We start from the raw sequence: 25,394 nt of genomic DNA, 5'->3' as shown, positions 1-25,394 counted from the left end.
TTATCGTATATAAGCGTTATTAATAAGTCCGAGCTATTGCCTTTCGGCATAAAAACTGGCTTGTTCCGGTTTTCCCCATGCTCTATAGAGGTTCGTGAGCGCAAGGGCCGCTTCCCGGCTCCGCCAGTCCTGGACTCCAAATTTATCTACAAACTGTTGATAAACGTCTTCTACAACAGGTACATTATTTTCGAACTCCCCCTGCATGGCTCTGCTGACTGCTAACCCGCCTTTGGCACTGAGCACTTGCCAATGCTCTTCTGGCAGTTTATTATTTAGAATTTCATAACCTTCTTCGAGATACTCTTCTGCTTCCTGGGTATGGAACTGCTTGATTTTGAGCAGGCCCAGCCGAACGAGGGAAGATGCGATATGGTGATGGTCCGGTGGAAACAGCTTGCGGCGCATGGATAATGATATCTGGTGAAGGGAATCAGCTTTTTGGAAATCTCCTTTTTGCTGATAGGTAAAGGCGATGTTATTATAAGCGCTGGCCAGATCAGGGTGAAGGGTATCTCGGATCTGCCGTTCGAGTGTCAGACTTTCTTTGTGGAGGTTAAGGGCTTTTTTAAACTGGCGCTGATCTCTGTAGGCAATGGCCAAGTTGCCCAGAGAGGTCGCCAGCGCTATTTTTTGGGTAGTGTCAGCAAGTGCAATTGCCCTTTTATAAAACTCTTCGGTTTTCAGCAGTTGTCCCTTTTCCCGATAGATGGAGGCCAAAGAGCCATATAAGTGAGTCGCTTGGTTGGAGTCTGGACCATACTCTCGCTTCACCAGTTCTAACGCCTCAAAATAGGAAGATTCGGCCTCGTCAAAACGTCCCGTCCGATATTGAATTCTGCCCAGGCGAGCTAAATTATTGACATACGTTTGCAGAGCGCTCTGTAGCTGAGAGGGGTTATACAAGTCCAATGCCTGCTTAACTAACGCTTCGCTCTTTTCGAAATCACCGAGGGAGGCAAAATTATCGCCCAATAGTCCCAAAAGCTCTGCTTTAACCTCCGGTTGGTTGTCCAGGCTGCTTTCTATGTTTTTAAGGCCATCGTCGAGCACTTGCGCCAGCGTAATATCTCTGTCGGGTTGCGCAAAGGGGTTCTGTTGCTGTAATATATTACTCAACAATGTTTTAATCTGGGTTGCTTTACGGGCTTCCAGTTCGGCATTATTTCTTTCTTGCGTAATACGAGAAGTATGTAGAATGAGGAAGCCAACAGAGAGCACAATCATCAAAAAAGTAGCGGCAATACTAATGGTATGCCGACCTATGAATTTTTTGACACGATACGTTAATGATTCTATCCGGACGGAGACAGGGAGACCGTTTTTATAACGGTTTAGATCTTCTATAAGATCATTTGTTATCCGGTAACGTTGGTTAGAATCCTTACGGATTGCTTTTAGAACAATGGCATCCAGATCGCCCTGGAGCTTTTTACGGACTTTTTTAGAAACCGCTTTTGTGCTGGGTTTAGGCGGAAGCTCATGTAGTATAATCTGCTCTAAGTTATACTGTGAACATTCATCAAGGTCGAAGGGACCTTTGCCAGATAATAATTCATAAAGAATAATACCGAGCGCATAAAGGTCGGTAGCAGTCGTAATATTTTCGTCGGTAATTTGTTCAGGTGCAGCGTATCGGGGGGTGAGCAACCGGGTACCGTTCTGTGTTATATCAGAGGTATGTTTTTCCTTCTCAAGTAATTTCGATATGCCAAAATCCAGGATTTTTATATCACCATCGGCATTAACCAAAATATTGGCTGGTTTAAGATCACGATGGATAACAAGATTCTCGTGAGCATAACGGACGGCCTCCAGTATTTGCTGAAAAAGCGCTATTTTATCTTTTGTTGAGCAGCCATTATTCTGGCAGAATTCATCAATAGGGATGCCATCAACATACTCCATGATGATATAAGGGTATCCATCTTCTGTTACTCCACCATCAAAGAGACGAGCTATACCGGGATGGCTGAAGCCAGCCAAAATACGTTGTTCACGTCTGAACCGCCTAATATTTTCGTCAGTAGCACGTTCATGGCGAATAATTTTGATAGCAACTTCATGCTCAAAAGTATCGCCTTCGCGCAAGGCCCGGTAAACAGCCCCCATGCCACCTTCTCCAATTTTTTCTTTGATGGTATAGGAACCAACCTTTTTGCCGACAAGTGATTCATGAGAGGGGAAGGTTCCAATCTCTTCATATAATTCTTCCTTATAGTCTGCGGGATTGTCAAGCCAGCCCTCAGAATGGAATATCGATGCAAGAAATTCGGTAACTTGTCCCTTTAGCTGTTCATCATTTCCACATTTTTTAGAGATAAAATCTTCTCTCTGATCAGCGGGTACCTCTAGTGCCTGATCTACAATCGTTTCGACTTTTTGCCAGGTAAGATTATCCATAAAAGTCTCTTAAATGAGGTTATGCCCGTCGTTCTTTAAATTACCAAACATACTTAATTGTATTGCTGTTCTAATCCCTGGAAAAACAACTAAAGGTTATTTATGAAAATATATAAGCCAGTTTTAATTTATTTCAAACCGACCTTTTAGCTCTTTATAAAGCCATCCACGGGCCTTCATCCAATCTCTCTTGACCGTACTCTCTGAAATATCCAATGCCTGGGCCGTTTCTTCGATGGTCATCTCCCCAAAAAAACGCATTTCAACGACTTTACTCAGCCGCTCATTCAGTTTGGCTAATTCATCTAAAGCATTATCAATGTTAATAAGTTCTTGCGCTTTTTTATTTTCTGCTGCAAAAAGCTCATCAATATATGTTAGATCTTTTTGATCGCCGCCCCGCTTTTGGGCATGCTTTTTACGAGCATAGTCTATGAGAATTTGGCGCATGCATCGAGAGGCGATACCCAGAAAATGACTCTTGTCATTAAAATCAATTTGTGTCTGGTCAATCATCTTCAGATAAGCTTCATGCACCAGCTCTGTTTTGGAAAGAGTATGGTCTGGAGATTGCCTGCTCATATGCATATAAGCCAAATTTTTTAGCTCATTGTATATAAGGGGGTAAAGTTTATCGTAAATATCTTCATCGTCGTTGAGACGAACTAATAATTGGGTAATGCCTGCTTTTTGCATCTATATGTAAAGTTAATGACCCTTTTTTAGCCAAGTAAACCCATCTGCCAGAGAATATTACAAGCGAATTTAATTAAACAAAGTCTTGAATTCAATGTTAGGCAAGTCATTACTGTAAAAAATTATAGATTACCGCTGTAGTACTACTTTGGGAAATCCTATTTGAGCATAAATGCCGGGAATAAACAAAATGAACAGGCATTTAGCTCTGGTCCGTCGTTATCAAATATTATCCTACAGGAAACATATACGAAATGAATTTAGAGGATTTAACTTTAAAATGAGCACATTTAATTATAAATGTCGTATTAAAGAGAGAATAATAATAAAATTTAAAAAAAGTCATGTATAAGAGTTTACTCCCATCAATGTTGATCTGTACTTTGTCAATTTTGGCAACATCGTGTAGCAATTCATCTACCGGTCCCGATCCTGATCCGGGAGCTACGACAGGGGCGCTAAAAGTTGACATTACTACTACAGGCAGTGGTACGGATGATGATGGATATGAGGTGGTGCTCGAGGATCAATCAGTATCCGTAGAAACCAACGGGTCAGCAACATTCGATGATCTTGATGAAGGAACGTACAATATTACTATAAATGGATTGGGTTCGGGTTGCTCTGTTGATGGAGAAAATCCAATATCAGCGCAAATAACTGCTGGTGAAACAACGAATGCTAACTTTGAAGTTATCTGTGAACAATTTAGTGCAGAGGGTATCATTGCCTTTTCACAAACGGTAGATCAGCAGTTAGAAATATTTACCGTAAAACCGGATGGTACTGAATTACAACAGCTTACCAACTTTTCCCTGCAGGACCAATATCCGGTTATCTCTCCTGATGGCAAGAAAATTGTTTTTTCTCGTCAGGATAAGGACAGCCCGACTGTGGATAACGATATTTGGGTCATGAATATCGATGGCAGCAATGCTATCAAGCTGACCGATAATACAGTTGATGATAAACGTCCTTCCTGGTCACCCGATGGAAGCCAAATCGTCTTTGAGTCAGGAAAGAACAGCTTTAGTATTTATGTGATGGATGCTGACGGTAGTAATCAAACTCAACTTACCGATGATGAGGGGCAAGATCATTCTGCCAGCTGGTCTGCGGATAATAAAATTGCTTTTGTAAGTGACCGACAGGGGGATAGTAGTGCGGATATCTATCAGATGGATGCAGACGGATCTAATGCAGCTATTTTGATTAGTGCAGAATCTGATAATGGAATTAATTTATCAAATCCGGCATGGTCTCCTGATGGGTCTCAAATTGTTTACCAGGGATTTGCATCCGGTGGATCCCCGAGAATATTCTTGGCCGATGCAGAGGGCAGTAATATCCAGATGATTGAGCCTGATGGAAATAATAACGATGCTCGTCAACCTTCTTGGTCACCGGATGGTAATTACATTACGTTTCTTGAGTTGGCTAATAGCGAAAACAGTGACGCTATCTGGATTATTGAGCCGGATGGTTTAAATGCTATTAGGCTAACGGATAATGAGGCCAACAGGCTTGGATTCCCTCGTTGGGGTATTGAGGCTAATTAATTGTTTGCACTAACTATCATTGATCTTAGATAACTATTACGTTGATTGAGAAATGCAGGATGGGCTTTACAATGGTGTGAAGTCCATTTTTATTTGTCAGGCAAATATGCCAGGGATAAGCACCCGTTTTATTTCCAGATCACTCATTTGATAATGAGCGATCTGAAAAGATAGGGAAAACCACATAGAAGGGGCTGACTGTTTCAACTAGGGAGGGAAAAGGCCAACCTCAAGGCCGCGAGTTTGGTACTATAACTATTGTAATAAAAAAAGAGAAGGCGGCGTCCAATATTCCAGGTACGCCGCCTTTAGGGATTATGATAAGGGAAATCATTCAATCAATACATCATCATCTTACATATACTGGTCATCGGGATAACTCTTCTTTTTCAAAGAAATACAATCGTTATATCAAAGCTTGGCAAAAAACCAAGGGTAACCATGAAGTAATATTAGATACTTTTAAAAAGTTATGTTATAATAACTGAGCATCTTTTTATGTAAGTCTCAATTTGAGATAAAGAAGGTATTCTTATTTGCGGTCAATTCGTAATTGATAATATCTAATAGCCTATATAGAGAGCCTCTATTAGAACCTGACTGTTAGAAATACTATAGGTTGAAAAAGTCAGATTGCTCGGGTGGGATATAAATGTCAGGGACCCGCTGTTGAATAAAGTGCATAATTTTAGCTATATCATCCACTTTAAGGGTGAATTGGGCAGATTCTACCGATAGCACTTTCTGATATGAAGGCTCATTTTTTCTGCGCCACATCAGATGGTATGATCGCGAAAAGTCGAACAGAGCTTCTTTTGGCAGCCGGGGATATTCGGGAGAAAAGCGAAGGGCATCGATTTCTTGTGCCGGAAGCTTGAGCGTTTTGAGCAAATGTGTCCCTTTCTGGATGTCAATGACGAGTATTTCACTCTCAAAATGAAAGGCAAAATGATATTTTGGCTCTGAAAGTTTGAAAATACCCCAAAAACTAATCAGGAATAAAACAAGTGCGCCTATTTGCTGAATATTAAGCAAATTCCAATCCATAGATACAAAAGTACCTGATAAGAGATAGGTGCCCCCGGCTGTACAAACAAGAATAGCCAATCCCCAAAAGACAGGTGTTTCCTCTTCAAAAATGTGAAGTTCCTGATGCATAAAGTTTCGGTATTTTAATAGCGTTTTGCAGCTATAAAATTACATAATAAAGTTATTAATTTGTGTGGATCGACTCATCGTTCATAAATCGTTCATATATTAACTAATAAATGTCCGATAGGTTTAATATATTTTGCCATCATTAAAAAGGAATTGGTAATTAATTGTTATCCATGAGCAGTTCGAATACAGAGTTTGAAGCAGTTATCGGGTTAGAGGTGCACGCCCAGCTATTAACAGAAAGTAAAGCCTTTGCACCAGTATCAACAAAATTTGGGGGCTCTCCCAATACTCAGGTAACTCCATTATGCCTGGGGCACCCGGGCACACTTCCGGTACTGAACGAAAATTTAGTTCGATATATTATAAAAATGGGTCTTGCAACCAGCTGCAGTATTGCTCGCAAGTCTATTTTTGCCCGTAAGAACTATTTTTATCCGGATTTGCCAAAGGGATACCAAATTTCGCAGTATGAAACTCCAATCTGCCATGATGGTAACTTAACGATTGAGTTGGAGGACTATTCCAAGGATATAGGTATTACACGTATCCATATGGAAGAGGATGCTGGCAAATCTATCCACGATCAGGATCCTTTCAATACCCTTATTGATCTTAACCGTTCGGGGGTGCCGCTCATTGAGATTGTCTCCGAACCGGATATCCGCACACCGCAAGAGGCTTATGAATATTTGAAACGCATCAAGCAGATTGTACAATATCTTGAAATCTGTGACGGCAATATGGAGGAAGGAAGCCTCCGTTGCGATGCCAACGTTTCGGTTCGCCCTAAAGGGCAGGAGGAATTCGGAACCCGCACCGAGCTTAAAAATATGAACTCTTTCCGCAACGTGGAACGAGCCATAACCTATGAAATTGATCGTCAGATCGACCTGATTGAATCCGGCGGAGAGGTGGTCCAACAAACACTCTTGTGGGATGCCAACAAGATGGAAACCCGCACAATGCGTTCTAAAGAAGAAGCGCACGACTATCGCTATTTCCCAGAGCCGGATATCCCCCCGGTAGTAGTGACCGATGAGATGCTCGAAGAAGTAAAAGCAAGTTTGCCGGAGTTGCCGGATGTGCGCAAACAGCGATTTGCTGATGCCTTAGGACTAAGTGAAGAGGATGCTGAAACGCTGACGGAAGATCGCTATTTAGCCGATTATTTCGAAGGTGTATTGAGTCATGTTGATAATCCTAAAGCAGTGTCCAACCTCGTTCTGTCTGAAGTTTTGCGTGTTCTCAATGAGCGGAGCATTGCAATTGGAGCATTTCCTATCTCTGAGGAACGGTTGGCAGGCTTAGTACAGCTCCGCGAGAATGATAAAATAAATTCCTCAGCTATGACTGAAGTTTTCGATGCCATGCTCGATGAAGGTACGTCGGCTGAAGAGTTAGCCAGGGAAATGAATCTGATGCAGGTTTCTGACACCGGATTTATCGAACCCATAGTGGATAAAGTAATTGAAAATCACCCCGACGAGGTAGAACGCTATCGCGACGGTAAAAAAGGATTAATCGGATTCTTTATTGGTCAGGTGATGCAGCAATCTCAGGGTAAAGCCAATCCACAGCTGGTTCGAGAGCTTATTGCTGAGCGTCTGAATAACTCGTAGTTTAAAAGTTCAACAAGCGCCTGATATACCTTTATATGTTAAAAAAACGTTTACTTTTTGGGGTTTTTATTGCATTAATCAGTTGGGGATGTTCGTCTGAAAATACCCAACAACAGGCAGAGATAAGTGGTCAGTTTTCAGTGGCTGACTCAATCAGTAATGCCCAGCAGATTTTACCGATCGGGATTAATATTGTTCACCGCGATTCGGCTGGGGCATCCCCCGATACCCTTTTCCATGCTATGTCGGATTCATCCGGAGCCTTCTCGGGCACCGCCACTTTTAAGGAGAAGGGGCAATACCCGGCGTTTTTGACCACCAGTAGTGGTAGCCGACTTGGACAGTTGGGGATCATTCTGGCAGACGGTGATTCTGTAACTATCAATGGAACCTTTCCAAACCTGCGCGAATCGCTTACAATTTCATCCCGCGAGCATGATGCGATGCAGAAGTTCCGCCGACTTAATTCAGGCTTTCAGCGGATAGCACGATTTGCTAACGCCGGAAGGTTAAGCCAGGATACTCTTGAACAAGAACTCAACAAGTGGAGCAACCTGTATATGGATTTATACCAAGAGAATCCCGATACGAGGGCTGCCGAGCTGGCGGCTGTAGAATCGGTTCAATTGTTACAGGGATGGAATAATGCTAAAATGATGGACCGCCTGAAATCAATTAGAGAAAATGATGCTTTGGTACAGGTAGCTGCAAATTATGGCAAAGAATATTACGCCCAAACCCAAGGCCTGAATGCAGCGTTGGCATACTTGGATACATTATCTGGCATTACCCAAGAACGTGAACCCAGTAGGAATATCAGTATGGAGCGAATTAAGCTGCTGTATGACAGTGCTCGTGTTCATAAGGCCCAGCAGCAACTGGATGAATTTCGCCAGCAATATTCGGATGACAGCACGGCCATTCGCTGGGTTGAATCAATTGATTATGATTTAAATTACCTGTCACCGGGCGATAGTATACCGTCATTCCAATTTAACGAAAAGGGGAGGGTAGTCAGCAGAGATTCCCTGTTGGGGCACTCATATATCCTTGAAGTTACCCGGTTGGCCAACAGATTGTACCAGGAGCAGTTTGAACGAACAGCGGTCATCTATAACCTCTACAAGAATTTTGGATTAGACGTGGTGACCATTCCACTGGATGAAAGCCAGGTTACGGTAGATGCTTTTTTTGAAGAACGACCCAAACTTTGGGCTGTAGCTGATGCACAGGCCTTTGATCGCCAAAAATTACTCGAAAAATTTAATATCCGTCTTATACCTACTCGGTTCTTAATTGACGAGGATGGAAAGATCATTCGAAAGTATGTAGGGCAAGAATTCCAGGATGTTATAAAAGATTTACAAACTCTTATTAATAAAGACAACAATTAGCGTTATGAGAAATTTTTTAATTGCAGGTAACTGGAAGATGAATTGTGGTCCACAAGAAACATCGGACCTGCTACAGGGCATTAAAAATAGTGATGTCAAAATTCCTGATTCTATAGATGTACTGGTGTGCCCACCGATGATTTCTTTGACAACGGCCTCTGCAGAACTTGAAGACCAAGAAGATATCAGCTTGGGAGCACAGAATGTCTATTCCGAAGACAATGGATCTTATACAGGCGAGGTAAGTACCCAGATGCTGAATGAAGTCGGTTGTACCTATGTAATTTTAGGCCACTCCGAACGAAGAGAATATTTTGGCGAAACGGATAAAACCGTCAATGCCAAGGCCAAGAAGGCCGTTTCCGATAACTTGCGTCCCGTAATTTGTGTTGGAGAATCGCTGAAACAACGTAAAGCAGACGAGCATGAGCTTGTAGTCCGCAAACAGGTAGAAGCTGCCATACTGGATATTGATGCAGATGATGCAATGGATTTGGTTATTGCTTACGAACCGATTTGGGCCATTGGCACCGGTGAGAGTGCAACCCCAGAACAGGCGCAAGAAATGCACAAGATGATTCGGGAAGTACTTGCGGATGTATACAGCCAGGATAAAGCCGGTCAAATACAGGTGCTCTATGGCGGAAGTATGAAACCTCATAATGCAGAAGAACTGCTCAGCCAGCCGGATGTGGATGGTGGACTTATTGGAGGGGCTTCGTTGAAAGCCGATAGCTTTACCGCGATTATTGAAATTGCAGATCAGTTGTCATCATAAATTTATCACTCTAATTTTATCCTGAACGGAATAAATTAATATGGGTTTAAACGTATTACTTTTAGGTAGTGGCGGACGCGAGCATGCGATGGCCTGGAGCATCGCCAAATCTGATAAACTGGACACGCTGTATATCGCCCCTGGTAATCCGGGGACGGCACAGCATGGCCAAAATGTGGACCTTGAACTATCGGACTTCGAGGCTATTCTAAATTTTATTGAGAATAAAGCCGTTGATCTGACCGTCGTTGGGCCGGAAAAGCCATTGGTAGAAGGTATTACCGACTTCCTGGAAGAGAGAGGGCATAAGGTTTTCGGCCCTTCAAAAAAAGCGGCCCAGTTGGAAGGGAGTAAGAAGTTCGCTAATGAATTCATGAAGAAGAACAGCATTCCAACAGCTGATTTTGAAACCTATAGTCAGGGAGAGTTCGATAAAGCGCTTTCCGTAATTAAAAAGAAGGATACCTATCCTGTAGTGCTCAAAGCTGATGGCCTGGCAGGTGGTAAAGGGGTCTTTATTTGTGAGACTGCTGAAGAAGTAGAGAAGCGACTCAATGAACTCGAAGAAAGCGACCGCTTTGGAGAAGCTGCGGATACGCTTGTCGTGGAAGAGTTCATGAAAGGTCAGGAAGCCTCTGTTTTTGTAATATCGGATGGAAAAACTGCTAAAATCATACACTATGCCCAAGATCATAAGCGGATAGGAGAAGGAGACACCGGACTTAATACCGGTGGTATGGGCGCCTATGCTCCAACCCCCGTCTTAGGACGGAGAATGCTGCAACGTATTGAAAAAGAAGTGATCTTACCGACTATTTCAGCAATGTTGCTGGATGAGAATCCCTATAAAGGAATTCTATATTTTGGCTTGATGATTACCAAGAATGGCCCCAAAGTCGTGGAGTACAATTGCCGATTCGGGGATCCGGAATGCCAGGCTATTTTGCCTTCTCTGGAGTCGGACCTGCTTGAGCTTCTGGAAGCTGCTGCCAATGAAACTCTCGATCAAAAAGACGTGCGGATAGATAACCAGTATCGATGCTGTGTTGTATTAGCTTCCGATGGGTATCCGCTGGACTATAAAAAAGGGAAAGAGATTTCCGGCATAGATGAGGTATCAGAGGGGGCATTCGTTTTCCATGCGGGCACCAAAGAGGAAAATGGGAAGATACTCACAGACGGTGGACGAGTTATGAATGTCGTCGGCGGTGGTAATACGCTGGCCGAAGCTATCAAGAATACGTATCAGGAGGTTGAGAAAATCTCCTTTTCCAATAAGTATTTCCGCTCTGATATTGGAGCTAAAGGGTTGGCCTATACCGATGATTAAAGCTGGATTGCTTATCGTATAGGTGGGGACAAGGTTTATTACACGGAACTAGAAACGTAAAATTTTGAAAGCTGATGTATTTGGGAGTTGGGTTGCCCCCCTAAAATTCTCTTGTTCTCTCCCTTCCTAAAGAGTGAAAACATTTGTCTGAAGTCTCAGCATGTTAAATAATAAAAACATTAGTTCTCGTTGATGGCTCTGTCACTTCTTTTTTGGGTGCTTGTTTCAGTAATAGCTACGGCTATTTTATGGAAGGGAAGCGACTGGCTGGAAAAGTCAGCTGAAAAACTTTCAAATTATTATGAGCTTCCTGCAATTGTTCAGGGAGCTATTGTCGTGGCCATAGGATCCAGTTTCCCGGAGCTTTCTACGGTAGTGTTATCGACCTTGTTGCATGGCGAGTTTGACCTTGGTGTTTCGGCCATCGTGGGGTCAGCTATTTTTAATATCCTTGTAATACCAGCTTGTGCAGGTTTGGCGGCCAAAAGTCCGTTGGAACCGAATAGAGATCTGGTTTACAAAGAAGCCCAGTTTTATATGATCTCTGTGGCCGTCCTGATAATAACTTTTTCATTTGCGGCCATCTACTTTCCCCTTGCTTCCGATGATCATATTATTCTCGGAGAAATGAATAGGGTTCTTGCCTTATTGCCATTGCTCATCTATGGCTTGTATATCTTTATTCAATACCAGGATACGTTAGATTATGAGCCGGAATTTGAAGCCGATCAAATTCATGTATTGAAAGAATGGGGACTGTTGATGGTCAGCCTGGCCGTTATTCTAATTGGCGTTGAAATGCTGGTGCAAGCAGCTATTAAATTTGGCGATCTGTTAGGTACACCTTCGTTTCTTTGGGGTATATCGATAGTTGCAGCCGGAACCAGTATCCCCGACCTGTTTGTTAGCGTACGTAAAGCCCAAAAGGGAGATGCTATCACTTCGTTGGCCAATGTTTTGGGGAGCAACATTTTTGATTTGCTGGTATGTATTCCGGCGGGTATTCTTATTGCCGGCACAGCTGTTATAAACTTCACGATTGCAGCACCCTTAATGGGAGCGCTGACTATAGCTACCCTTATTTTATTTAGCTTTATGCGTACTGATATGACCCTCAGTCGTATAGAATCTGTTTGGCTGTTGGTCATTTATGGGCTGTTCCTCGTCTGGATGACCTTGGAAAATTTTGGCCTTATCGACTCCATACCCTCATTGCCTGCTTAGCTTGGGATAGAGCTCCTTGATTTTATGGCGGCTTATTTTACCAGTTTTGGTTCGTGGAAGATGATCGGTTGGAATAATTTCTTTGGGTATCTTAAAGGAGCGTAAGCTTGGTCGGAGCTGATCCTGGATGTCTGCAGCATTGAAGGCAGAATCCCCGTGAAGAACAACGATAGCAACAACTTTTTGCCCCCATTCTTTATCAGGAACTCCGATAACAGCGGCTTCCTGGATAGATTGAAGGCCTCGCAAGGCTTCTTCTACTTCTTGGGGGGGTATGTTTTCTCCGCCGCTTATAATCAAATCGGTTCGTCGAGCCTCAATAAAAAGCTCCTGATTTTTGTTCAAATAGCCAAAGTCACCGGTGTTGAACCATCCTTCATTATCAAAAGCCTGGTTTAGACCTTGCTCCAGGTAACCGTCAAAAATTTGGGGACCTTTAAGCCATATTTGGCCTGAGGTTTCGGCTTCGAGAGGTTCATTATCTGCATTTCTGATTTCAACTTTATTAGGTGAAAAAAGTTTGCCGACACTTTTTTTAGGTCTACTTAAATCACCGATGGTCATCAGGGGATTAGCTGCAATTTGAGCACCACTCTCGGTCATGCCATAACTGGCAATAATAGGAACACCTCTTTCAAAGCATTCTTCCACCATTGATGTATCTATTGGTCCGCCGCCCAACAAGATAGCCTGGAAATCATCATGTATCTTTACTTCGGGCTTAGCCAGTATTCGCTTAAGCATGGTTGGAACTAATGAGGCAGCCTCGAACCGATGGTCATTGGCTAGGTAGCCGGATATTATATCCTCATCAAAACGGTCCATTCGGAAAACACCGGCCCCATACAGCACCGATCGCAAAATAACTGATATTCCCCCAACGTGGTGCAAGGGCAGACAGAGTAGCCAAAACCGATTGCGATTGGGCTTTATGTTTTGAATTGATGCCCGAGCTGCAAAAAGGAGTTGTCGGCGCTTTAGAGGCACAGTTTTGGGCTTGCCGGAAGTTCCGGAAGTAAAGAAATATCCAAATATTTGATCGGGCTGTACACTCTTTCTACGTTCTTTAACCCAATCCAGGGGTTCAAAATCAGGCTGTATGACATTGGTTAAGTCAAGATCTTGAATATCAATGGCATGGATGGAGGAATCCGGTGCACTTTTTTTGTCAGTGATGACGGTTGCAACCTTTAACTGCTGAACTCTTTTGATGAATTCAGCGTCGGTTAATTGGGGATCAAGGGGAACGAAGGGAATGCCAAGCCTCCAGCAGGCAGCAATTAAAAAGACCAGCTCATCACTGGATTGGGCCCAAAGTGCCAGCGGAGAATCATAGTCATGGCCAGCATCGGCAAGGTAGTTTAGCAGGTAATGTTCAAACTGTCGCAGATCGTCATAGAGATAAGCGTTATCCTCTGATTCTAAAAAAAGATCGATAGGGAGTGGATCGTTAAAAGTAGGAATAGTTTGTTCTGAATTCATGAACTTTTAATTGTTGAAGTTGAAATAGTTTGTAACCGTTTTATATCAGTTTTGAGCGGCAAAATGCCGGTATCCAATTGAATATGACCCTGCTGAATTAGGGGGCGGTTGGGATGTATGTCCTGCGAGAATAGATTGCCTGTATTCAGTCCGTGAGCGTAGCCACCAGCTCCCAGCCCGGAGGCCAACAAAGCGGTCATACTACGGCCAATACTGCTATCAAGGCTGGAGGTGAACACAAGAGAACGGTTGGCCTTTTCCGATTGCTGACTAATATTAAAAAGCGTTCTGAAATTTCCAATCACCATCGGTTTTATGACCAATACAGAAACAAAGGGCAGGAGAGCAGGCCAATGATCAGAGCTGTTGATGGATTCATCCAGTGCCAGGGGAATGCTGGTTTTGTTGTTCAGCGTAGAAAAGGCTGAAGGAGTAGGTGTGGAAAGCGGTTCTTCGCAGTATTCAATATTGAGTGGTTCCAATTCTGCAAGGTAATCGATGGCTTCCGAAATATCCCAGCTTTGGTTGGCATCCAGACGGATAAGAAGATTGGGGAAAGCGGCGCGTATTTTGGATAAGATTGCCTTTTCCCGTTGAAAGTGCTTACCCACCTTGCATTTGATGGTTTGGAAGCCCTCATCTACTAATCTTCGGACCGCCGTCAGGGTATGTTCTTTATTCATCAGAGATACCAGTCCATTCACAGCTATGGAATTTGTGATATCATTGTTAAATAAAAAGTATTCCAATAGAGCATTGGTTCTTTGTGCTTCGACCTGATAAGCCAACGAATCCAAAGCAAACTGCAGGGCAGGGGGAATATTAGCTGCTTTGTAATGCTGTTGGAACTGTTCTACAGGCATTTCTTTTTTCAGGAGTTGCACCCATAGATTAATATGCTCCTGGATGTAGTTCCCGATATCCTGCATGTTTGTCTGGATAAATCCAGGCAGGGGGGCTGCTTCTCCGACATAATACTCCCCTAATTCTTCCCAGCAGAGAATCCAGCCCTCTCTGTTATTGTAGGTACGAGCGCTGGTTTTTAGCGGTTCTTTAAAGGGGAGTCGGTATGAATAGCACATTAATTTCAAAACAGGTCAATTAGTATTCCACCGCTAAAAAGGAGACCAAAAGCAGTCATAAATTGCGCTGTTCGTTCAAGTACGGCATTTAGTTTGGGCTTTTTTTCGATCGTCCAGATTTTAAACACCAGCCATACTGCAAAGGGAAGCAACAGAAAGGGGAGGAAAATAGCAACCCCATAGTTGAGTCTAAAATAAAAGTGGGGAGGGATAGCTAATGCTAAAAGCATCATCAACAGATATTCCCATCGCAAAACATCTTCACCGAAAAGCACACCGAGGGTATTTTTACCTGCCGGACCGTCTTGCTCTACATCTCGTAAGTTGTTAACGACCAAAATATTTGTAGATAGTGCGCCTACAAATAGTGAAGCCCAAAAGGAATCGATAGTCCACTCCAGGGCGTTAACATAATAAGTGCCCATAACTGCAACGATGCCAAAGAAGATAAAGACGAAGAGGTCACCCAGTCCATTATAGCCTAATGGAAAAGGTCCGCCGGTGTATAATATTCCACATATCAGAGAGACAATACCGACCCAAAAAATAATCCAGCCGGCATGCCAAACAAGGTAAAGCCCCAGTAAAAACGCTATCCCCATCGTCAGGATGGTAGCGTTGCGCATGGTTCGTGCAGAAACAAGTCCTTTGGCTGTAGCCCGTTCGAACCCAACGCGATCATCGGTATCGGCTCCCTTTTTAAAATCAAAATAATCGTTGGCAAAGTTTGTGCCTATCTGAATAAGGAAAGCACAGAGGAGGGCTATCAGAGAAGGGAGCCAGCTAAAATTTTGGTGATAAATGGCTAAAGAAGCGCCAACACAGACGGGAATAAAGGCCGCAGCTAATGTCTGAGGCCGGGCGGCATCGACCCATATTTTTAAGGAACGAAGGTTCAAAAACGACATCCAACTTTAATTATTTAATTAATTCGCTATTATTTTTGATGAAAATAAAAAATATGCTGCAAAATTAACTTAGATCAATATTTCATATAATGTTATTTAGTTAGGCTTTTTTGGGTTTTGTTTAAATTTTTGTTGACAGTTTTTGCAAAAAGCTTTTTATTGAAGCTTGAATTGAGCCAACAAACAGGGTTCACTTAGATGTTACAGATAGTTCATTTACAAGGTGCTAATAATAATCTCCCTAATATAAAAGTTTATGGGTCGATAGCGAAGGTCCAGAGACTAAATTATCAGAAGGTTTAATTCCAAAACGTCAACAACTAACTTAACAATCAACAACTGAAACTTACATGGCTTTTTCTAAACTTGAATATATCTGGCTTGATGGTTACGAACCAACACAAACGCTGAGAAGTAAAACGAAGGTGCTTCATGATTTCAGCGGTGATCTTGAAGATGCCCCGATGTGGAATTTCGACGGAAGTTCTACGCAGCAGGCTGAGGGTGGTTCTTCGGATTGTCTGTTGAAGCCAGTGGCTATTTATCCTGATCCTTCCCGGAAGTCAGCTTACTTGGTAATGACCGAAGTGCTCAATGCTGATGGCACGCCGCACGAAACAAATGCACGGGCAACTATTGAAGAAGAGGATGGAGATTTTTGGTTTGGCTATGAGCAGGAATACTTTCTGTCTGATCCGGAAACAGGACGCCCGTTAGGTTTTCCAACCAATGGTTACCCTGCACCCCAGGGACCATATTACTGTGGCGTAGGCGGTGATTCTGCTTTCGGTAGAGAAATTATCGAAGAGCATTTGGATCTCTGCCTCGAAGTGGGTCTGAATATCGAAGGAATTAATGCTGAGGTTGCTGCAGGACAGTGGGAATTCCAGATTTTTGGAAAGAGTGCGAAAAAAACCGGTGATGAAATCTGGATCGGTCGATACCTGATCGAACGTATTGCCGAAAAATATGGATTGGTTGTCGACTGGCATCCAAAACCATTGGGCGATACTGACTGGAATGGTTCCGGTATGCACGCAAACTTCTCGAACGAATTTATGCGAGAAACAGGTGGCGAAGAGGGTATGAAAGCCATTTGTGAAGCGTTTGGCGATCATATTGAGGAGCATATTGCCGTTTACGGTGCAGATAACGATCAGCGATTGACTGGTAAGCACGAAACACAGTCTATCGACAAGTTTAGCTATGGCGTTTCTGACCGTGGTGCTTCTATCCGTATTCCGGTTACCACGAAAGAAGATGGCTGGATAGGTCGTCTGGAAGATCGTCGTCCGGCATCCAATGCTGATCCATACGAGGTTGGTGCTCGTATCATTGAGACGGTTAATGGTGCTGATGTATAAAATGTAGGCATCTCCTACTTTTACCTTTGACAATTAAAACCCCGTTTCCATTTGGAGGCGGGGTTTTTCATTAAGGTAATTTTGATATACTCCCCGAATTTGTATTTTCTCTACTCCTTGATAGAAAATAGATACGACGTTTTTAGTCATTATTATGGCTGCAAAGATGGGTTTTTAAATAAACTATTGCAGCCTGTATAGTTAAATGGTTCATTGCCAAGAGTAATAGTTGTTACAGTTGGTTTTGAAAAGACGTTGAGAATGTGAGTAAGGGAGGGATATCGATCATATTTATATTAACAACTTCTATTTAACCAAGTCATTTTTATGGTCCCTAAAGATGTTGTCCAAAAAATAGAAACCTACAATGGCAACAAGATTAAGTTTGCCGTGGTTGATATTGATGGCGTATTAAGAGGCAAGGTTATTTCGAAAGATAAATTTTTAAAGGGGTTAGATAGTGGCATTGGGTTTTGTGATGTCGTCTTTGGTTGGGATATCAATGACGCGGTATATGGCAATTCCCAAGTTACTGGCTGGCACACCGGTTATCCGGATGCTGAGGCCACCATTGACCCGTCAACGTATAGAACTATTCCATGGGAAAAGGATACTCCCTTTTTCCTGGCCGATTTTAGCCAGTCGGATGATTTTTCTGAGGTATGTCCCCGAACGCTTTTGAAAAAAATCAGGGGGCAGTGCCAGGAGCTTGGATACAAAGCTGTTTTTGCCAATGAATTCGAATGGTTCAACTTTCGGGAAACACCACAGACACTTCACGATAAAGATTATCATAAGCCGACCCCTCTAACGCCGGGAATGTTCGGTTATTCGATTCTCAGATCCTCACAAAATGCTTCTTTTTTTAATGATTTGTATGATCAGCTGCACGATTTTGGTATCCCGCTCGAGGGACAGCATACCGAAACAGGAGATGGTGTTTATGAGGCAAGTATTGCTTATACCGATGTGCTAAAAGCCGCTGATCGGGCCTCGCTCTTTAAATCAGGAGTGAAAGAGATTGCTTATAAACATGAAATCATTGCCAGCTTCATGGCTAAGTGGAATAAGGATCTCCCGGGCTGCAGTGGCCATATTCATCAAAGTCTATGGGATCGCGAGACCAACAAGAATATATTCTATGATGCTGAACAGGATGCGGGTATCAGTAAGCTGTTAGAGCAGTATATTGCTGGTCAGCTTTATTGTCTTCCACATATTTTGCCAATGTATGCTCCCTCTATCAACAGTTATAAGCGCTATGTAGAAGGTTCCTGGGCTTCAACAACGGTGAGCTGGGGCATCGGAAACAGGACAACCGCCCTCCGGGTAATAACCCCGGATGAATCATCTGCTCGCCTGGAAACTCGAGTGCCGGGCTCCGACGCCAATCCCTATTTGTCTATGGCGGCGAGCTTAGCTTCCGGTTTATATGGTATTAGGAATGAACTCAGTCTGGATATTCCCATGACGGAGGGTAATGAATATGATAACAGTGGCAACAGGCCATTGCCCACGACTCTTAAGGAAGCGACTGAAGCAATGAAGTCCTCAGAATTATCCCAAGAACTGTTTGGAGAAACTTTTGTGGATCATTTTATTAGAACCCGGGAATGGGAATGGAAGCAATTTTCTAAACAAGTAACCGACTGGGAATTGAAACGATATTTTGAAATAATTTAAGAAGCTTTTATATGCTCCAAATTGATTTTAATCAGATTGTCCAAGAGGCTGTAGAAGCCTACGACGACAGTAAAGAGGTTGTAAGTATTACCGATATCAGTGCTAAGGTTTCTACCAATCATGTCTATCGGATTACGTTCTCGGATGAAAATATAATCATTGCCAAACTCTCATATTTTGGAAAATTTGAGCATTTCGTAGAAGACCACAGCATTATTAACTCGCTGGCTAATAACCTGCCTTCTCCTTTTGAAAATGTGTTGGCACGTTCGTTAATCAAAGGGAATTCATTGTTTGTCCATCGTCACCAGGATGAGGTTCTGGATGTCTGGGTTGTGTTTTATCGTCCGATAGAGGTTAGGAAAAAGTTGCCCAAACGACTTAATGAAGAGCAAATTAAAAAACTGGCGAAATCTTTAGCTCAGTTTCATAAAGCGTGCTATAGTATCCGGAATACTCTGCCACCCTCATCCAAGACACTGGAAGTGGATGTTAACCATCTGCTTGACATTCTTGAAACCAGGGAAGGGCAGCACGAGCACCGAATGCATTTGGATCTTATAAAGGATCAGTGCCATACCTTTTTACAGAATATAGATGAACTCAATACCGGGCAGTTCGATATTATTCCTGTTTTTGTGGATTGGAATATCGGTAATTTCTCCGTGACGGAGGATCTTCAGCTTTTCTCACGGTGGGATTATGACTGGTTTAGGATGAGTTCCCGGATGATGGATTTCTACTTTTTTAGTCGCATCGTTTCGAAGGTTGGGGATAAAACTATTTTTAGCTATGATATTGATCAGCTGATGGAAGAACGGTTTATCCTTTTTCTGAAGGCGTATCATGAGGAATACCCGTTGAAGGAAGTGGAAGTACGATTCTTGAAAGAAGCTTATCGATTTTTCTTACTCAACTATGTGATCAAATATGGCCGTTATTTCTTTCATGAAATATTTGCCAATCGATTACAGCAGGAAGCATATACCGAGCATCTGCCCGTTATCGACGAAAAATTTGACCCAGAACCATTATTGGAAGCATTAAACTTTTAAGCCGACCAAATGAAAAACACATCGTTTAAAACTTTAGTTCAAGACTATAAAGCGGTTTTCTTAGATTCTTATGGAGTACTTAAGAATCATCAAGGCCTTATTGATGGCGTACAGGAAACCATTGATTTTATTAGAGATACGGGCATTACACTGCGTATACTGACCAATGATGCCTCCCGGAGTCAAGAGGAGCAGGTGCAGGTATTTGAAAACCTGGGACTTAACGGTTTGAAGGAGGAAGAGATAATTACTTCCGGTATGCTGGCCCGACAATTTTTGGAACTTAAAATAACATCGGGAAAAATTGCCTATTTGGGGACCGAAAGTTCCGCCAACTATATCTTGCAAACGGGCCTGGAGCATATTCCTATATCTGATATTGATCTTGACGATCTGGATGAAATATCAGCCTTGGTCTTTTTGGACGATGAAGGTTTTGATTGGAACCATGATATCAATAAAACAGTCAATTTTTTACGGCGCAAAAACCTCCCGGTCATCGTAGCTAACTCGGATAAATATTATCCGGTATCCAACAGCGATGTAGCTATAGCAATCGGTGGTATCTCACGCCTTGTCGAGTATATGGTGAACCAGCGATTTATGCGTTTTGGGAAGCCCGACTCTCAAATGTTTATGTATGCTTATGATGAGCTAAATGAGACAGGGAATTATGATAAAGGTGACATCCTGATGGTTGGTGATACGCTTAGAACCGACATCCTTGGAGGGAATAAATTTGGTCTTAAAACGCTATTGGTCTTTTCTGGAAATACACGTTCTGAGAATGTAGAATTAAAGATCAACTCTTCTGGTATTATTCCTGATTTTACAGCGAACTCAATCCTGGAGTAAGTACCAAGTGATCCTTCGTACAGGGAGTGATAGTAATGCTATTGTGATATCCTGTCATCGTAGAAACTTCCCCGGTTACTTTTTAAAAGTCTTGCTGTGAAATAGAAGTGTGGTTGCTTGACCCTTGTTGCTTAATTGTTGATTGCATTGTGCCGAACATCCCAGATTGTGAAGTTTGCGCAAAATTGTGAGTTCCCTGCTGAACGACATGGCTGGTGTTCGTATTCCCAACTCCATGTTGTTGCTGGCTGGAGATATTGAACATTCCAGTCTGCTGTAAAATAGTGTTGTTAGAATGTAAGTTATCCATTTGATATTGTTTTTGCAGGCCCAAATTATGAGCTCCTTCTTGTTCAATTCGAGCAATATTTTGGCTTAGGTCCGCTGTTGAGTACTGCTCAGTAAGACTATGATTATGTGAGCCAATCTGTTCGACAGAAGCATAACCGATGTCATTCCTACTCTGTATAATAGCAGTTACATTTTTAATGCCTACTTGATTTATACTGCTAGATCGTATAATTGGTTGCTTGTTTTTTGAGATATAAGAGGCCAGTGAGAGGTGATATTTGGGAAGAGACTTTTTGCCCAAATCCATATTTTCTGAGAAGCTGTGGTTGACCGAAATAGTCCTTGATGGGGAAGAGCCTGTTGGGTGCTTTTGGGTAGTATTATCAGGTGTCAAAATCTTACTTTTGGAGCTGATTTTGATCTTATCTTTTATAAAATGATTAGGGGATGTTGCTGGGGCCGTATTCCTGTCACGATCTGGTAGTATAATGGAAAATTCTGGACTATCATGAACAAGCGGCATTACCGTAATCTGGAAGTTATTTATTTGCTTTAGCGGAATAACATCCAAGTTGGAAAATAATGATGTCCCAGAATCAGCTTGAGGAAGCTCAAGTTCTTTTTCAACGGAGGTATCCATATCAGGGGAGGAGGTACCCGATTCTCTTATTTCCAGGGAATGTATCTCTGAATAGCGGTAGCCAATAATAGCAAATAGCAAGGCTATCATGGCAAGGCCTGTCCATATTAAGTATGTGCGAGATGTAAATCCGTTATGCGGCATTGCTTGAATTTTTGATGGAGGTGCTTAAATGAAGGGGGTAGTCAGTAGGGGTGTCGTAATACGATGGCTAGGGAGCAAAAACTCCGGACACCTGAACCGAATCAGCTTCGTACTGATAAATATATTTTTCAAAAGTGCCGGTTGATTGTTCCCCAACGGCCAGCGAATCCCCGGGAACTTCGTGGTAAAAAGCAGATCCCGGAGTAAAAATTTTAAAGTATACTTCATAGTTTCCAATCCGCTGGGAAGCACTGATATTTGTAAACTTATACTCCACATTTACATATATACTGTCTCGGGGACCATAATTGAAGTTTTCAAAGAAGGTCACTTCAGCACTAATATTATTATCCGATGATGCTTCTTCATCTTCCTCCGTAAGAAGAACATTGGCACTGGCTATACGGTTTTCATTTACAGAAATACGGACCGATTTTGTGACAAAGCCTTCCTTACTCACCTGGATAGAATAGTTGCCAGTGGGTATATCGGCAACGGAAAATTGTCCACTATCATCGGTTAATACGACATCTGTACCGGGATTGGTAGTGATTTCTGCATTGATAACAGGTTCACCGGTTTTGGCGTGTAGTACTTGCCCCTCAATACTGCCTGTAAAGTTAGGGTCCACCGTTTCTTTGGAGCAACTCCAAAGAAGGAGTGGGGATAACAGCGCTATGATTATATATTTTGTAGATGACATAAGAATAGGCTCTGAGTTTAACTGAATTAATTATTTCTGATGATGATAGGGACAACTCGTCCTGTGCGTTTTATCTGTAAGGGGATACTGGAACCTGTTTGAGTAACCTCAACACCTGAAGGATCCTGAAGTACTTCATAGTTAAGACCTGAGCCGTCGAGCTTAATCAGGTTTTGCAGTGCATTTCCATTTTGTTCAATGTCCAGATTATTACTTGAGCCATTGACATTTATTGCTGAAAATAATCCGTTTCCTTGTTGTTCTAACGATGCTTCGTTTCCATATCCAATAATATTGATGATCCCAACATTATTAAATCCGGATTGACTGAGATGGGCCGTATTGTTATCACCCTCAATGTTGGTACGAGCTACTTGATCAGCATCTATAGCCTGTTGCTGGATGGCAGAAAGAAATGGGCTATTGAGGAAAATGCCCAGTAGATCTTCTTCAGAGGTCATAGCTGATCCATTATCAAAATCATTTCCGGGGTCAATCTGATCAATATTTACCTGGGCTTGAACATTGGATAATGCGACTCCATAAAACAGAGTAAGTAGTAAGATCAGTTTTTTCATAATAAACACCTCAATCAGGTTATGTTATAAATGCAGTTTTTTGAAAAGGAAGCATCCGGTCAGGGAATGCTTCCTCAATACATCATTAATTTTGGATTATAGTAGAGGTATTGCCTGCGCCATTAACTATGGAAGTTGCCATATTAGCATTTCCGGTTTGGGCAATTGATACATCGTTATTATTACCAGAAATAATAACGCCATCTTCGGTATACCAGTCAGATCCAATGGAGTTGTTGTTACCATCTTGCATTATGTCAATGGTGTTATTATCTCCTGAAATCTTACCGGTATTTTCGTTGCCATTACCAGATTGAGTAATGCCAAGCATGTTCCCATCAGAAAATGCGGGCCAGTCTGAGCTTAAATCCCAGCTGCCTCGGTTTTCATTTCCATCAGAAGAGGCATCAACCGTATTACCATCGCCCTTAACAGAAGCACGGAAATAGTTATCATTACCTGTCTGACTGCCAGTAACCTGGTTATCATTAGCGGCTACCTGCTTGGTTTCCAGATAGTTTCCGTCACCAATTTGGTCGAAATCAACCTCGTTCCCAGTTGCTCCGCCATAAACGCCTTGCTCAACGAGGGCACCATTGCCGTCACCCCGTTGATTGATATCGGCACTGTTGTCGTCACCATTTTGAGTGATTGTCGCTTCGTTCATGGCTCCGGCATTCGGCGTTCCCGTTTGGAAGACCTGCCCATTATTGCCAACTCCAGTCTGCGAAATGTTGGCGCTGGCATGGTGTTCCTGCCAAACTCCGGCCTCGTTATTATCTCCAAGCTGGTCAACGGTCAGTTCATTCATGTCGGAACTAAATATACCGGTACCATTTTTTTGATAAACCTGGCTTCTTGAACCATATCCGCTCAACACATTGCCGTTACCGTCTTGTGTAACATTGAGTATGTTGAACCCAGCCTGCTTCGAATAGCTCTCGTTTTGAGAACCCGTTTGCGAGACATAAGCCTCGGAATTAGCTTGATTTTGTTCAACCTCGCTGAGGTTCTCAGAACCATTTTGTGTGACTTCAGCTGTATGGCCGGAACCGAATGATGAATTTTGGTTGATGCTTGCATCGTTTTCGCTACCAGATTGAGTAATAGCAGCATCGCTGTCATTACCTATTTGGTTCGTAGTTGCTGTATTTTGTTGTGCCTTACCAAGGCTAACAACAAACAGCGCTATGAGAAGTGTTAATCCTAACTTTTTCATGATTACTCCGTTTTAATTAATGATTGATTAAACGCCAATGGCTATGTTGCCAATTTGGCTTTGTATGTTATGCTATCTCGGAGAGATAGCTTTGGAGTAAATGTCTCATTGGCATTACTTTATGCCATTACTTATCTCAGGCAGCCGCGCAGGGTCTCCCTCTTACATCCGGGTGACCGGTCATAAGAATCCTCGGCGTTGCCTTTTACCCCATAGTCTTTACTTCAAAGATCGATTGTTCAAAAAGGAAAGCATCCCGATCAAGAGATGCCCCCGAAAAGTATTATTGAATAATGGTGCTTGAATTTCCGGCTCCTGAAATATTAACGACAGCAGTATTGTTATTACTGTTTTGTGTAACATCAACAGCGTTATAGGAACCGTTAACAACGATACCATCTTTGTCCCATGGATTGGTAGCAAATACGCTGTTACCTTCTCCATTCTGCATCAGAGAGATGGTGTTGTTATCTCCTGCAACGGAGATGCCGGCATCAGAAGACTTTGCTTGGTAGAAGTCAAGGCTGTTGTTATCTCCAGAGATAGCAGTAAACTGGTCAGCATCATGCTCGCCCTGTGTACCGGTAATAGTGTTAGAAGAACCAGATACATCCAAGATGAATTTTTGCCATGTGCTATTTTGAGTCACGTCCATTGAGTTGTAGTCGCCCGCAAAGTTAGCTTCGAGATGGGCGTCATGAGCACCACTCATCTGGTCGATGTCAGCGGAGTTTCCTTCTCCAGCCTGGGTAAGGATAGCTGTTGCTCGTTGGCTGTTAGCCTGTGTCAGGTCAGCAGAGTTATATGAGCCTGCCTGATGGATGGTACCTTCGGCCGGAGCATTGAATGCTCGTGCTCTCACAGAGTTATTATCTCCCTGTTGATCTACATTATAAATAACAGCATTTGAAGATCCGCCCCAACCGTCACGAGAGTTCAGGTCAGCGCTGTTGTTGTCACCCACCTGATTAACGGTAGCTTCATCGTTATTTGAAGTTATGCCTTGAATACCCTGGCTAATAGAAGCTTCGTTGCTATTACCATTTTGTGTAACTTCGGCAGTGTTGGAAGAACCGTCCTGCTCAATTGTTGAGGTATTATAGTCACCAGTGGAAGAGCTGGTAGCTGTGTTGCTTTGTGCAGCTGCTACGCTAACAGAAAGCATGAATGCAAATGTAAGGGTTATTAGCTTTTTCATAGTATTACTCCTATGGTTATATGTGTTT

21 protein-coding genes are annotated in these 25,394 nt (G+C 42.6%); 10 read left to right on the top strand and 11 right to left on the bottom strand.

The features are described 5' to 3' along the window. Positions 1–33: 33 nt before the first annotated feature. On the bottom strand, positions 34–2,403 hold the full coding sequence (locus tag J6I44_RS09975; protein ID WP_265765948.1) for a serine/threonine-protein kinase: 2,370 nt from the start codon (positions 2,401–2,403) through the stop codon (positions 34–36). A 123-nt stretch (positions 2,404–2,526) separates the two neighbouring features. Next, a complete protein-coding gene (locus J6I44_RS09970) occupies positions 2,527–3,099 on the bottom strand; it encodes a sigma-70 family RNA polymerase sigma factor (protein WP_265765947.1) in 573 nt (190 codons plus the stop codon). A gap of 392 nt (positions 3,100–3,491) precedes the next feature. Between J6I44_RS09970 and J6I44_RS09965 the strand changes: the two genes are divergently transcribed. Then, positions 3,492–4,658 carry a TolB family protein gene (locus tag J6I44_RS09965; RefSeq protein ID WP_265765946.1) on the top strand — a complete coding sequence of 389 codons (1,167 nt, stop codon included), beginning with the start codon at positions 3,492–3,494 and terminating at the stop codon, positions 4,656–4,658. A gap of 612 nt (positions 4,659–5,270) precedes the next feature. On the opposite strand, the gene J6I44_RS09960 is transcribed toward J6I44_RS09965, so the two are convergent. Then, a complete protein-coding gene (locus tag J6I44_RS09960) occupies positions 5,271–5,816 on the bottom strand; it encodes a hypothetical protein (protein ID WP_265765945.1) in 546 nt (181 codons plus the stop codon). A gap of 173 nt (positions 5,817–5,989) precedes the next feature. Between J6I44_RS09960 and gatB the strand changes: the two genes are divergently transcribed. From gatB to J6I44_RS09935, 5 genes are all read left to right on the top strand, one after another. Continuing rightward, entirely contained in the window at positions 5,990–7,438 is a 1,449-nt protein-coding gene (gatB, locus tag J6I44_RS09955) for an Asp-tRNA(Asn)/Glu-tRNA(Gln) amidotransferase subunit GatB (protein ID WP_265765944.1), read from the top strand. Between the two features lie 35 nt (positions 7,439–7,473). Further along, on the top strand, positions 7,474–8,832 hold the full coding sequence (locus tag J6I44_RS09950; RefSeq protein WP_265765943.1) for a TlpA family protein disulfide reductase: 1,359 nt from the start codon (positions 7,474–7,476) through the stop codon (positions 8,830–8,832). Between the two features lie 4 nt (positions 8,833–8,836). Next, positions 8,837–9,610: a triose-phosphate isomerase gene (tpiA, locus tag J6I44_RS09945; RefSeq protein ID WP_265765942.1), complete on the top strand. Its 774-nt coding sequence runs from the start codon at positions 8,837–8,839 to the stop codon at positions 9,608–9,610. 40 nt (positions 9,611–9,650) lie between these two features. After that, positions 9,651–10,940, top strand: a complete 1,290-nt coding sequence (gene purD / locus J6I44_RS09940) for a phosphoribosylamine--glycine ligase (RefSeq protein WP_265765941.1) — start codon at positions 9,651–9,653, stop codon at positions 10,938–10,940. A 192-nt stretch (positions 10,941–11,132) separates the two neighbouring features. Continuing rightward, positions 11,133–12,164, top strand: coding sequence for a sodium:calcium antiporter (locus J6I44_RS09935; protein WP_265765940.1), 1,032 nt, complete (start codon positions 11,133–11,135; stop codon positions 12,162–12,164). Here the strand turns inward: J6I44_RS09935 and menE are convergent. The 3 genes from menE to J6I44_RS09920 are packed head-to-tail and all read right to left on the bottom strand — an operon-like array spanning position 12,150 to position 15,636. After that, the gene (gene menE / locus J6I44_RS09930; RefSeq protein WP_265765939.1) at positions 12,150–13,646 is read right to left on the bottom strand and encodes an o-succinylbenzoate--CoA ligase; all 1,497 of its coding nucleotides are present in this window, start codon (positions 13,644–13,646) and stop codon (positions 12,150–12,152) included. The genes J6I44_RS09935 and menE overlap by 15 nt on opposite strands. Next, positions 13,643–14,728, bottom strand: a complete 1,086-nt coding sequence (gene menC, locus J6I44_RS09925; protein WP_265766211.1) for an o-succinylbenzoate synthase — start codon at positions 14,726–14,728, stop codon at positions 13,643–13,645. Before menC ends, menE begins: the two co-directional genes overlap by 4 nt. 5 nt (positions 14,729–14,733) lie before the next feature. Then, a complete protein-coding gene (locus tag J6I44_RS09920) occupies positions 14,734–15,636 on the bottom strand; it encodes a 1,4-dihydroxy-2-naphthoate polyprenyltransferase (protein WP_265765938.1) in 903 nt (300 codons plus the stop codon). A 350-nt stretch (positions 15,637–15,986) separates the two neighbouring features. Here J6I44_RS09920 and J6I44_RS09915 point away from each other — a divergent pair, with 350 nt between their 5' ends. From J6I44_RS09915 to J6I44_RS09900, 4 genes are all read left to right on the top strand, one after another. Further along, complete coding sequence (locus tag J6I44_RS09915; RefSeq protein ID WP_265765937.1) at positions 15,987–17,000, top strand: glutamine synthetase beta-grasp domain-containing protein; 1,014 nt, start codon at positions 15,987–15,989, stop codon at positions 16,998–17,000. 327 nt (positions 17,001–17,327) lie between these two features. Continuing rightward, positions 17,328–18,683, top strand: coding sequence for a glutamine synthetase family protein (locus J6I44_RS09910; RefSeq protein ID WP_265765936.1), 1,356 nt, complete (start codon positions 17,328–17,330; stop codon positions 18,681–18,683). Between the two features lie 11 nt (positions 18,684–18,694). Further along, on the top strand, positions 18,695–19,738 hold the full coding sequence (locus J6I44_RS09905) for a hypothetical protein (RefSeq protein WP_265765935.1): 1,044 nt from the start codon (positions 18,695–18,697) through the stop codon (positions 19,736–19,738). 9 nt (positions 19,739–19,747) lie between these two features. After that, on the top strand, positions 19,748–20,593 hold the full coding sequence (locus J6I44_RS09900; protein WP_265765934.1) for an HAD-IIA family hydrolase: 846 nt from the start codon (positions 19,748–19,750) through the stop codon (positions 20,591–20,593). Between the two features lie 82 nt (positions 20,594–20,675). Here the strand turns inward: J6I44_RS09900 and J6I44_RS09895 are convergent, their stop codons facing one another. The 5 genes from J6I44_RS09895 to J6I44_RS09875 all read right to left on the bottom strand — a co-directional run bounded on the left by J6I44_RS09895 (position 20,676) and on the right by J6I44_RS09875 (position 25,366). After that, complete coding sequence (locus tag J6I44_RS09895) at positions 20,676–21,668, bottom strand: hypothetical protein (RefSeq protein ID WP_265765933.1); 993 nt, start codon at positions 21,666–21,668, stop codon at positions 20,676–20,678. Positions 21,669–21,735: 67 nt separating this feature from the next. Then, positions 21,736–22,371 carry a carboxypeptidase-like regulatory domain-containing protein gene (locus tag J6I44_RS09890; protein ID WP_265765932.1) on the bottom strand — a complete coding sequence of 212 codons (636 nt, stop codon included), beginning with the start codon at positions 22,369–22,371 and terminating at the stop codon, positions 21,736–21,738. A gap of 26 nt (positions 22,372–22,397) precedes the next feature. Further along, positions 22,398–22,949, bottom strand: a complete 552-nt coding sequence (locus J6I44_RS09885; protein ID WP_265765931.1) for a hypothetical protein — start codon at positions 22,947–22,949, stop codon at positions 22,398–22,400. Between the two features lie 85 nt (positions 22,950–23,034). Further along, positions 23,035–24,168, bottom strand: coding sequence for a hypothetical protein (locus J6I44_RS09880; RefSeq protein WP_265765930.1), 1,134 nt, complete (start codon positions 24,166–24,168; stop codon positions 23,035–23,037). A gap of 283 nt (positions 24,169–24,451) precedes the next feature. Then, positions 24,452–25,366 carry a curlin repeat-containing protein gene (locus J6I44_RS09875; protein ID WP_265765929.1) on the bottom strand — a complete coding sequence of 305 codons (915 nt, stop codon included), beginning with the start codon at positions 25,364–25,366 and terminating at the stop codon, positions 24,452–24,454. Positions 25,367–25,394 lie beyond the last annotated feature (28 nt).

Source organism: Fodinibius salsisoli (assembly GCF_026229185.1).
In the GTDB taxonomy this organism is placed as follows: Bacteria; Bacteroidota; Rhodothermia; order Balneolales; family Balneolaceae; genus Fodinibius; species Fodinibius salsisoli.
Note: the sequence above shows the minus strand (reverse complement) of the source record. Positions and strands in the feature narration are given on the sequence as shown.

Coding starts and splice junctions, on each gene's coding strand:
- J6I44_RS09880 (WP_265765930.1), bottom strand. CDS start 24,168: ATGAAAAAGTTAGGATTAACACTTCTCATAGCGCTGTTTGTTGTTAGC.
- J6I44_RS09975 (WP_265765948.1), bottom strand. CDS start 2,403: ATGGATAATCTTACCTGGCAAAAAGTCGAAACGATTGTAGATCAGGCA.
- J6I44_RS09910 (WP_265765936.1), top strand. CDS start 17,328: ATGGTCCCTAAAGATGTTGTCCAAAAAATAGAAACCTACAATGGCAAC.
- J6I44_RS09935 (WP_265765940.1), top strand. CDS start 11,133: ATGGCTCTGTCACTTCTTTTTTGGGTGCTTGTTTCAGTAATAGCTACG.
- J6I44_RS09875 (WP_265765929.1), bottom strand. CDS start 25,366: ATGAAAAAGCTAATAACCCTTACATTTGCATTCATGCTTTCTGTTAGC.
- purD (WP_265765941.1), top strand. CDS start 9,651: ATGGGTTTAAACGTATTACTTTTAGGTAGTGGCGGACGCGAGCATGCG.
- menE (WP_265765939.1), bottom strand. CDS start 13,646: ATGAATTCAGAACAAACTATTCCTACTTTTAACGATCCACTCCCTATC.
- J6I44_RS09895 (WP_265765933.1), bottom strand. CDS start 21,668: ATGCCGCATAACGGATTTACATCTCGCACATACTTAATATGGACAGGC.
- J6I44_RS09915 (WP_265765937.1), top strand. CDS start 15,987: ATGGCTTTTTCTAAACTTGAATATATCTGGCTTGATGGTTACGAACCA.
- J6I44_RS09885 (WP_265765931.1), bottom strand. CDS start 22,949: ATGAAAAAACTGATCTTACTACTTACTCTGTTTTATGGAGTCGCATTA.
- J6I44_RS09950 (WP_265765943.1), top strand. CDS start 7,474: ATGTTAAAAAAACGTTTACTTTTTGGGGTTTTTATTGCATTAATCAGT.
- J6I44_RS09900 (WP_265765934.1), top strand. CDS start 19,748: ATGAAAAACACATCGTTTAAAACTTTAGTTCAAGACTATAAAGCGGTT.
- gatB (WP_265765944.1), top strand. CDS start 5,990: ATGAGCAGTTCGAATACAGAGTTTGAAGCAGTTATCGGGTTAGAGGTG.
- J6I44_RS09905 (WP_265765935.1), top strand. CDS start 18,695: ATGCTCCAAATTGATTTTAATCAGATTGTCCAAGAGGCTGTAGAAGCC.
- J6I44_RS09890 (WP_265765932.1), bottom strand. CDS start 22,371: ATGTCATCTACAAAATATATAATCATAGCGCTGTTATCCCCACTCCTT.
- J6I44_RS09920 (WP_265765938.1), bottom strand. CDS start 15,636: ATGTCGTTTTTGAACCTTCGTTCCTTAAAAATATGGGTCGATGCCGCC.
- J6I44_RS09960 (WP_265765945.1), bottom strand. CDS start 5,816: ATGCATCAGGAACTTCACATTTTTGAAGAGGAAACACCTGTCTTTTGG.
- menC (WP_265766211.1), bottom strand. CDS start 14,728: ATGTGCTATTCATACCGACTCCCCTTTAAAGAACCGCTAAAAACCAGC.
- J6I44_RS09970 (WP_265765947.1), bottom strand. CDS start 3,099: ATGCAAAAAGCAGGCATTACCCAATTATTAGTTCGTCTCAACGACGAT.
- tpiA (WP_265765942.1), top strand. CDS start 8,837: ATGAGAAATTTTTTAATTGCAGGTAACTGGAAGATGAATTGTGGTCCA.